Raw genomic sequence first — 9,485 nt, 5'->3', positions numbered from 1 at the left:
CGCGTGCCGTACGCGCCGCGCAGCGCCCTGGGCCTGGCCGTGCTCCTCGGCCTGGGCGGCGCACGGGCCTGAGGGGGCGGACCGACGTCCCGTGAGGACGGGTGGTCGGGGCTATTGCGCCCACGGGCAGCGAGCGCCATCGTTCTTCCAGGAGCTGGTGCTGCCCGTGGCGCTGCGATAGCTGGGAGAGCCTGATGCCGATCAGCAGGAGAGCGATACTCGCGGGGATGGTCGGCGGCGCCGGTGGCGCAGCCCTCGGCCTGTCCCCGTTCCCACCCGCCCGGGCGTTCGCCAGGCCCACGCCGTCCATCGCCGGTACCACTCTGGAGCACACCATCACCCGGGGAGCGCCGGGCGCCGGCGGCTACGCCACGCTCCGGCTCGCCGAGGGCGAACCGTTCCTCGTCCGCGCCGACCTCGGCGGGGTGCCGCGCGAGCGGGCGGGCCTCACCGGTCGGGTGGTGACCTGTTTCGCGCAGCTCAGCGACCTGCACGTGCTGGACGTACAGTCGCCGGGGCGGTTCGAGTTCTTCGACCGGTACGGCAGCCTGCCCGGTCTCGACGACCTGAGCAGCGCGTACCGGCCGCAGGAGCTGCTCAGCGCCCAGGTGGGCGACGCCATGGTCCGGCAGTTGCGCCGGGTGCGCGGTGGGCCGTTCACCGGCGCTCCGGTGCGGTACGCGGTCGTCACGGGCGACAACACCGACAACTGCCAGCACAACGAGCTGCGCTGGTACATCGACCTGCTCGACGGCGGCGCGGTCCGGCCCGACTCCGGCGACCCGACGCGGTACGAGGGTGTGGCGGACGACGCCGCGCCGGATCCGTACTACTGGCACCCCGAGACCGGCTTCGGTCAGGCGACCTCGGTCCACGGTTTCCCCGTCGTGCCGGGCCTGCTCGACGCCGCGCGCGCCCCGTTCCAGGCGGCCGGGATCGGCGTGCCGTGGTACTCGGTCTACGGCAACCACGACGGACTGGTCCAGGGCAACGTGCCCGCCTCGCCGCTGCTGCAACAACTGGCCACCGGCCCGCTGAAGCTGACCAGCCTGCCACCCTCGATCCTCGCCGCGCCGATTCCGGCGCAGATCCAGTTCATCCTGGGGCTGCTCGCCCAGGACCCGGCCGCGGTGGCCCTGATGCTCTCCTCCGGCGGGCGCCGTTTCGTCACCCCCGACCCCGCCCGACGGATCGTGGACCGGGCCACCACCGTGACCGAACACTTCGCCACGACCGGCACGCCGGTCGGGCACGGCTTCACCCCGAGGAACATCGTCGACGCCACCGCGTACTACACCTTCGACGCCGGCCGGGTACGCAACATCGTGCTGGACACGGTGAACAGCGCCGGCGGGCCGAACGGCTCGATCGACCCCGTCCAGTACGCCTGGCTGGAGCAGCAGTTGCAGAGGGCGAGCAGCCGCTGGCTGTCACCGTCGGGCGAGGTGGTCCGCCGGCCGGGCCGGGCCGACAAGTACGTCGCGATCTTCAGCCACCACACCATCGACAGCATGGACAACGTGCCCGCCGGCAGCGACCGGATCGGTGGCGAGCAGGTACGCGCCCTGCTGCTGCGGTACCCCAACGTCATCCTCTGGGTCAACGGGCACACCCACCGCAACGAGGTCCTTCCCCACGCGCGCCCGGCCGGTGCGGCCGTCGGCGGCGGCTTCTGGGAGGTCAACACCGCGGCCCACATCGACTGGCCCGAGCAGTCCCGGATCATCGAGCTGGTCGACAACCTCGACGGCACGCTCTCCGCGTTCTGCACCATCGTCGACCACGCCGGACCGGCCGCCCGGGGCGGGCTGTCGGGCACCGTCGCACTCGCCGCGCTCTCCCGGGAGCTGTCGGCGAACGACTGGCAGGGCCGGGGTGACCGCCGGCGCGGTGAGCTGCCGGACCGCAATGTCGAGTTGCTCATCCCGTCGCCGCTGGCGACGGTGAGGGCCCGGTCCGGCGGGGCCGGCGAGCTGGCTTCGCTGCTGGCTGGTTGAGGGTTTCGCCGCGCTGCTCGGCCGATAACGCGGGCAAGTCTCCACCGAGGGTTCAACGATACCGTTGAGGGAATGACTGCTGCTATCACCGACGCCGCCCATGCCGTCGACGCTGCCACCGTCATGGGCCTGCTCCCGGCCCGGCCGCGGATCCTCGCCCTGGGTGAGCCGACCCACGGCGAGGACGTCCTGCTCGACGTACGAAACGATCTCTTCCGGCAACTCGTCGAGCAGGAGGGCTACCGGACGATCGCCCTCGAGACCGACTGCCTGATGGGCCTGGTCGTGGACGACTACGTCACGTCGGGCACGGGCATCCTCGACGAGGTCATGGAGCGCGGTTTCAGCCACGGGTGGGGCGCGTACCGGCCCAACCGCGAACTGGTGCGGTGGATGCGCGCGTACAACGACGGAAGGCCCGTGGCGGAGCGGCTGCGTTTCGCCGGTTTCGACGGCCCGCTGGAGATGACCGGCGCCGCGAGCCCCCGGCAGGCCCTCACCGCACTGCAGGCCTACCTCACCGCCCGGGTCGACGCCGACCTGCTTCCCTGCACCGCGGAGACGCTCGACCGCCTGCTCGGCGCCGACGACCGGTGGACCAACCCCGCCGCGATGAGGGATCCGTCCCGGTCAGTGGGGCGGACGTCCGAGGCCAGAGAGCTGCGACTTATCGCCGACGACCTGGTCGCCCTGCTCGACACGCAGATGCCCCACCTCATCGCGACGTCCTCGTCGGACGACTGGGACCGGGCGCGCCTGTACGGTCGTACCGCCACCGGCCTGCTGCGGTACCACTTCTGGCTGGCCGACACGTCACCGAGCCGCCTGGCGCGGCTCTGCGCGCTGCGCGATTCGATGATGGCCGCCAACCTGCTCGCCCTCGCCGAGCGCGGCCCGACGCTGGCGCACGCCAACAACGCCCATCTCCAGCGGGACAAGAGCGGCATGCGGATGGGCGGCCGGCCGCTGGAATGGTGGAGCGCCGGGGCGATCGTCAACGCCCACCTGGGCCACGGGTACGCCTTCCTGGCCACGGCCCTCGGCACGATCCGCCACCACGGCGTGCAGACCCCACCCCCGGACACCATCGAAGGGCTCCTGTACGCGCTGCCGGAGGACCGGTACGTCGTCGACGCCCGCCGGCTCGCCGCCACCATCGGCGACGCGCCCGCCCGCGTGTCCCCCTGGTTCGGCTACGCCCCGCTGAACCCGGCCCACGTCGCCGGCACCGACGGGATCGTGTTCGTCAAGGACTCCCCGCCGAGCTAGCCCTCCCGCGTTCAGCGGGGCGTCGCCGGGCGGGCCACCTGACCCGCCCGGCGACATCCCCGTCAGTCCCCGACCATCACGATGAAGGCGAATCCGGTCCTCGTCGAACGCCGCAGCGGAACGTCGCACTTGACCCGGCGCAGTACCTCGTTCCTGCTGAGGCCCAGCCCGTGCGCGATGAGCCGTTCCGGGCGCACCGGTACCGGATCCTCGAAGGCGACCTCCACCTGGACCGGCCACGCCCCGTGGAGCCATGCCGACGGGGCGTCCAGCCGCCAGGCCCCCGTCCAGTCCAGGCTGAACCGGTTACGCCGGGCCAGCAGCGGATCCAACAGCCTGGACGCCACCAGGTCCGGATCGTTGACGTGGTAGCCGTGGAGCTCGGCCGGATCGAGGGATCTGACCGGCGCCCGCTCGTGCACGGTGAGCTTGCTGGTCCGATCGCACGATACGCAGCGGACCAGCAGCCACACGTCCAGCAGGTTGCCGTTGGCGTTGACGCGAAACCTGCCCTCGCCGGTGGTGGCCGACTCCGACCGGCAGTCCACGCACCGCAACGACAGCAGGGGCAGCCTGGTCCGACGAACGAACCAGGGCAGCACGATATGAGGTTGTGAAGACATGATCTCTCTCTGGACCTGACACGAGGCCGATTACGCGCGCGGCCTCAGACGCTGTAGGGCCGGGCGCACGAGGGCAGCCCGGTGAAACCGACGGGAGCGTCGGCTACAGGTGAGCGCGGGAAGGTGTCAGGTCTAGAGAGCAGGCGGGGTCACGCGGTTATGTCCTCTGTCCTCGGTGCCACGGGCCGCAGGCAACCTACGGGCACGCGAGAGGGAGGCTCAACCGGTTTTCCGAGGGGGTCGGCAGGCGTCAGCCCGGCGCGAGGACGCAGAACTCGTTGCCCTCCGGGTCGGCGAGGCACCGCCACGACACGTCGCCCTGGCCGACGTCGGCGCCGGTGGCACCGAGAGCCTCCAGCCGGGCCACCTCAGCCGCCTGGTCATCGCCCGGATACGGCCTCAGGTCGAGGTGGACGCGGTTCCACACGGCCGGCACGGGCGTGCGAAGGAACTCCAGATACGGCCCGACACCCGCGGCCGACCGCAGCACCGCATGATCATCTGTCACCTCGTGCAGGGTCCAGTCCGTCGCCTCGCCCCAGAACCGGGCCATCGCCCGCGGATCGGCACAGTCGACCACCACCGCGGCGATCGGCCCGGTGTCCCGGTAGATCTCCCGGGGCTCCAACACGCAGAACACGTTGCCCTCCGGGTCGGCCAGAACCGTCCACGGGACATCGCCCTGTCCCACATCCGCGGGCGTCGCGCCGAGGTCCATCAGGCGCGCGACCAGCTCCGCCTGATGGGCCGCGGAGGTGGTCGCGAGATCAAGGTGCACGCGGTACTTGACCGTCTCGGGGTCCGGGACGATGACGACGTCGACGCAGACTGCCGCGGGGTCCGGGTAGGTGAAGCCCTCGGGTTCGATGTTGGTCACACCGGGTCCCTCGCTGGAAACGCCCCAGCCGAGCGCCTCCGCCCAGAACCGGCCGAGGGCCGAGTCATCCCGAGCCTTGAAATTCACCTGAACAAGTCGTAGCGCCATGCCGCCCAACTCTATGCCGCGGGACACCCTCACGGCTCACCGGATCGGTAGCTGCCGGTGGCTCGGCTCAGGGAAGGAGCCCCCGGGTGCGGGCGAAGTCCGACCAGAACATCTCGTTGCCGTCGGACAGGGCGCGGATCACCGGCTGCCAGCGCCCGAGTGAACGGTCCTCGCGGACCACGCGCGCCTCGGCGGGAGCGTGCAGCTGACCCCAGTGCGGCACGGCGTCGAAGTCCCGGACGATCTCGTGCAGCCGCTCCTTGAAGGCGGCGTTGCCTCGGAGTCCCCGGAAGGTGTAGATCTCGACGTGGCAGGTCTGGTCGAACTTCTGCATGCCCAGGGTGGCCCGGGTTCGGCCGGTGAAGCGCAGATTCAGGTTCACGACGAGGGCGTCCGGCCCACTGCGCCGCTCCCGGATGACCGCGAGCAGCCGGTCGACGAATGCGACGGCCCTCGACGCCGCCACCGCGTACTCGAAACTCTCGATCAGGCGCTCGGTCTCGTCGTGGTTCTGCGCACCGTCCTGGCCACAGCTGGGCTGGTCGGTCGACACCCGGAAGCTGGCGCCCACGAACGTCCGCACCGGTCGCACCCGATCCGTCTCGCGGCTCTGGAACAGGTCCACCAGCGCCCGCCCGGGGGCGATGAACGCGCCGATGGCCCACAGCAGGTTGATGGCGGTGGGCAGGACGTCGGCCACCCGCCGGGAGTCGTGCGGGTCGACCGCGGCGAGGTTCAGCTCGATGAGGAGCCGGTGGGCGTCCTGGACCGGCTGAAGCGCCTCGATCGTCTTCCGCACCGCCTCGTGCGGAGCGACCAGGCTGAGCACGGTGATCTCCGCTGTCGTACGGGCGACGTAGTCGCCGACGGCGGCGAACAGGACCCCGAGCGCGGCTGGTCCGAGCAGACCGACCGCGGCGGCGATCTCTCCCGTCGACAGCCCCGCCGACGCGGCGGGCATCCGTACCGCTGCTGTCGTCTCGTTCCGCACGGTGACCCGGCAGCTCGTGTCGGACGGGTTGAGGTTGATCTCGAGGAAGCGGGGACGACGATCCGCAAAGGCCAGGTCCTGGATCCGCCGCTGGGCCTGTGACCAGCTCTCCGCCGTGGTGGTCGAGCGCAGCCGGAACGCGGGCCGGCACTCCAGGACGACGGAGTAGATGACTCCGGCGCAGCCCATCGCCACCAGAGCGGCGTTGAACCACTGGTCGTCGTAGACGTTCTTGATGCTGGGGTCGAGCACACCCCGGGCCCGTGCCCGGTCGAGCACGTCCTTCGTGGTGAGGCTGCCGAACGCCGGTTCGATCCACCACTGTTGACCGCCGGGAGCGACGAGATGGATCGCGCGGACCGCGTCGGCGATCGGGGGCAGCGACACGTCCGCGCCGTGCACGCCGGTGCCGAGGACGCCGGCCAGGGACTGGCCCCGGCTTCCGCCCAGCGTCGGGAGGGCGAGACCGAGCCGGTCGAGCCGGCAGTTCAGGTCGAACAGCTTGATGCCGGCCTCGACATGCACCAGCCGCGAGCCGACAGTGGCGGCGCGATCGTCGACGATGTCCGGCAGCAGGCCACCGAGCGTCGCGGTCAATCCTGACGTGTCGATCACCGTACCGGTGTCGTCCCCCACGGCGCACTTCGTGTACGACCATCCACTGCCCGTGACACCGGCCCGGGTTCGGATGGCGCGTACCGCGTCGACCAGCTCGGTCAGGTTGCCGGGTCGCACCGTCGGCACCGTCCGGTCGATGTTGCGGTGCCAGTTGACGAACGTGGTGGCGGTGAACCTCGGGGTCGCGGCCGAGCCGGCCGAGGGTTTGACCACAAGAAGCTCGTTGCGGCCCCCGCCCGTGAACCTGCCGACGCCGGCGATGACGTCGCTGCTGTCCAGCCGCCAGCCGCCGAGGTCGGCTCCGTACGGGTGCAGGCGGCGGCAGCGGAACCTGTTGTCAGCCCCGACGCTCATCACACCGATCCCCCAGCCACTGCGGATCACGAAGTCCGCAGGGGTGTCGGCCGCCAGGTCGCCGGCCGCCAGCACGGGGTTGTGCAGGGCGTCGACGACCCAGCCGTCGACGCGGGTCCCGTTGGGGGTGAACGCCCGCCGGGCAAGTCCGCCGCCGGTCAGTGCGAGCACGTGCAGCCCTCGGTGGTCGCTGACCAGGATCTCGTCGGCCGTCGCCCCGCGGAACCGGTCGGCGACCGCGAAGTCGCCCGCTCCCTCCAGGACGTAGCCGGAGAGGTTGGCTCCGGTCCGGTGCGCGGCGACGGACACCAGGGCACCGTCGACCAACTTCAGGACGGCGATGCCGGTTCGACCGCTGATCAGGATCTCGTCCTGGCCGTCGCCGTCCAGGTCGGCGATGAGGCGTATGCGATCGCTGTCGGTTCGGAAGGTCCAGTCGCCGAGCCGGCTGCCGGTGGGTGCCATGAAGGTGGAGGTGCCCTCCTGCAACGAGACGAGTCCGAGTCCCCACGGGCTGGTCAGCACCATGGCCTCTCGGCCGTCGGCGCCGAAGCGTCCGCTGCCGTGGTAGCGGTTGTCGAGGGTGGACAGGACCCAGCCGCCGAGGCGGGTCCCGTTCAGGTGTAGGCGAGAGGGTGCCAGACCGGTTGCGGTACGCGCCAACGTCGTCAGGCCGATGTCGCTCCACACCAGCACCTCGTGGTGTGCCGAACCGGTGAAGTTACCGATCGCCACGATCCGGTCGCGACCGGGCCGGTTGGTGGCGTCGTAGCGCCACCGGCCGAACATGGTGTCGCGGGGCGCGCCGAACGGGCAGCGGAAGCCACGGCCGTCGTGGTGCAGGACGCCGATACCCCAGTCGCTGGTGACGACGGCCTCGGCCCGACCGTCACCGCTGAGATCGCCGACGCCCCGGATGTGCTGGCCGGCCGGGTCGAAGTTCCATCCGTCGATCCAGGCGCGATGGGGATGAACGGCGCGGGACACCAGCCCGCTGTCGAAGCCGATGACACCGATAGCCGTCATGGTGACTCCTCGTCGAGCGCCGGGCCCCGCTGTTGAGGTCTCACGTTCATTGGACGCCGCCTGGTGCGTGACGAGGGGTGGGGGTCGTGGAACCGACACAACGGCATCACACCGGCTGACTCATGACACACAAGAACAGTCATTATGGTGTACGCCTTCACCGCACTCGCATTGCATGATTGCGGGATTTTCATTACCGGTATTTCGGTAATTTCCACGAACGACAAGACTCTCCACCATGGAAGGCCTGCCCGCGACGACGGCGGGCAGGCCTTCCATGGTGGGATCAGCCGTCCAGGACGGGGGGCACGGCCCGCCCCGGCATCACCGAATCGCCGGTTGCCCTGTCCGCTCGTGTCCCATGGCCAACCCGGCAGTCACGGCCCGGCCCTGTCGACTGCCGGCCGCCGGACAACCCGCCGCTCCGGCCCGGTCAGCGGTAGTCGTTCTCCTTGAGCTCGATCACCCAGGCCCGCCGCTCGGCGATCAGGCCGTCGCGCATGACGAACACCTCCGCCATGGACATGCGCATCTCCTCGCCCGTGTCCCGGATGGCGGACCCGGTCAGCTCGGCCATCACGACCTCGTCCTGCTCGACCATCCGCACCACCTCCAGGCGCGGCGGGCCGACGAACCCCGCCCCGTCGATGGCGGCGTCGTACGCCTCCTTGCCGGTCAGCTGGAACGCGCCGTAGACGGTCCACTGGATGTCATCGGTCAGACAGGACAGGATCTTCGCGTGATCGCCGGTGCGGAAACCGTCCAGGTAGGTCTCGACGGTCTCGGTGTTGCGCGACATGACGGGCACCTTCCAGCCGGCTGGTCGACCCCGGCGGGATGGCGGGGTCCGTCGACATGATGCCGAGCGGCACCGACGAAACCGTGCGGTTGCCGCATGGTGCCGGTGCTGGCAGGGTCGAGTGGTGACCGCGATGACCGGGGCCGACGTCACCCGTGCCGTGGCGGAGATGGCCGACGTGCTCGGCCCGCACACCGACGGGGACTGGTCGGTGCCGGCGGGGGACCTGGAGTGGAGTTGCTGGACGACGGCGGCGCACGTGGCGCACGACCTGATGGCGTACGCCGGCCAGATCACCGGTCGCGCCGAGTCCGCTTACCTGCCGTACGACCTGGTGGTCTCCCCCACCGCCGCGCCCGCCGAGGTGCTTCGGGTGGTGCGGGCCTGCGCGGACCTGCTGGCCACCGCCGTGGACACGGCCTCGCCGGAGGTGCGGGCATGGCACTGGGGCCCCTGCGACCCGGGCGGCTTCGCGGCGATGGGAGCGGCCGAGACCGTCCTGCACACCTACGACATCACGCGCGGGCTCCGGGTCCCGTGGACACCGCCGGAGGACCTGAGCGTCGCGGTGCTGCGCCGCCTGTTCCCGGACGCCCCGCACGGGTCGGCGCCGCAGGTGCTGCTCTGGTCGACCGGGCGGGGTGAGCTGCCGGGCCGGCCCCGGCGTACCTCGTGGACCTGGCGCGCCGCGGTCGACTGATCCGCTGATCCGGTGTGCTCCGCCGCCTGGTCAGGCGGCCGGGCGGCGCCACGGCAGCCGCCACCACCGCCTGGACCGCCGCTGCAAGGCGACCGTCGCCGGGGTCCCCGCGTCCGGCCGGAC

General features: G+C 71.1%; 7 protein-coding genes. 3 read left to right on the top strand and 4 right to left on the bottom strand.

From position 1 onward, the window contains the following. The first annotated feature begins 227 nt into the window (after window positions 1-227). On the top strand, window positions 228-1,997 hold the full coding sequence (locus AB0I76_RS15515; protein ID WP_357035019.1) for a TIGR03767 family metallophosphoesterase: 1,770 nt from the start codon (window positions 228-230) through the stop codon (window positions 1,995-1,997). 72 nt (window positions 1,998-2,069) lie between these two features. Then, on the top strand, window positions 2,070-3,266 hold the full coding sequence (locus tag AB0I76_RS15510; protein ID WP_357035016.1) for an erythromycin esterase family protein: 1,197 nt from the start codon (window positions 2,070-2,072) through the stop codon (window positions 3,264-3,266). A gap of 62 nt (window positions 3,267-3,328) precedes the next feature. Here the strand turns inward: AB0I76_RS15510 and AB0I76_RS15505 are convergent, their stop codons facing one another. From AB0I76_RS15505 to AB0I76_RS15490, 4 genes are all read right to left on the bottom strand, one after another. Next, complete coding sequence (locus AB0I76_RS15505) at window positions 3,329-3,868, bottom strand: DUF1062 domain-containing protein (RefSeq protein WP_357035013.1); 540 nt, start codon at window positions 3,866-3,868, stop codon at window positions 3,329-3,331. A 271-nt stretch (window positions 3,869-4,139) separates the two neighbouring features. Continuing rightward, window positions 4,140-4,874 (bottom strand): VOC family protein, encoded by a 735-nt coding sequence (locus AB0I76_RS15500; protein WP_357035010.1) that lies wholly within the window; start codon window positions 4,872-4,874, stop codon window positions 4,140-4,142. Between the two features lie 67 nt (window positions 4,875-4,941). Continuing rightward, on the bottom strand, window positions 4,942-7,863 hold the full coding sequence (locus AB0I76_RS15495; RefSeq protein ID WP_357035007.1) for a D-arabinono-1,4-lactone oxidase: 2,922 nt from the start codon (window positions 7,861-7,863) through the stop codon (window positions 4,942-4,944). 433 nt (window positions 7,864-8,296) lie between these two features. Next, on the bottom strand, window positions 8,297-8,662 hold the full coding sequence (locus AB0I76_RS15490; protein WP_357035004.1) for a nuclear transport factor 2 family protein: 366 nt from the start codon (window positions 8,660-8,662) through the stop codon (window positions 8,297-8,299). 133 nt (window positions 8,663-8,795) lie between these two features. On the opposite strand from AB0I76_RS15490, the gene AB0I76_RS15485 reads away from it, so the two are divergent. Further along, the gene (locus AB0I76_RS15485; RefSeq protein WP_357035022.1) at window positions 8,796-9,362 is read left to right on the top strand and encodes a maleylpyruvate isomerase N-terminal domain-containing protein; all 567 of its coding nucleotides are present in this window, start codon (window positions 8,796-8,798) and stop codon (window positions 9,360-9,362) included. Window positions 9,363-9,485: the final 123 nt, after the last annotated feature.

This window comes from Micromonospora sp. NPDC049799 (genome assembly GCF_040656655.1).
Classification (GTDB): Bacteria; Actinomycetota; Actinomycetes; order Mycobacteriales; family Micromonosporaceae; genus Micromonospora.
This window is presented reverse-complemented; position numbering and strand designations above follow the sequence as displayed.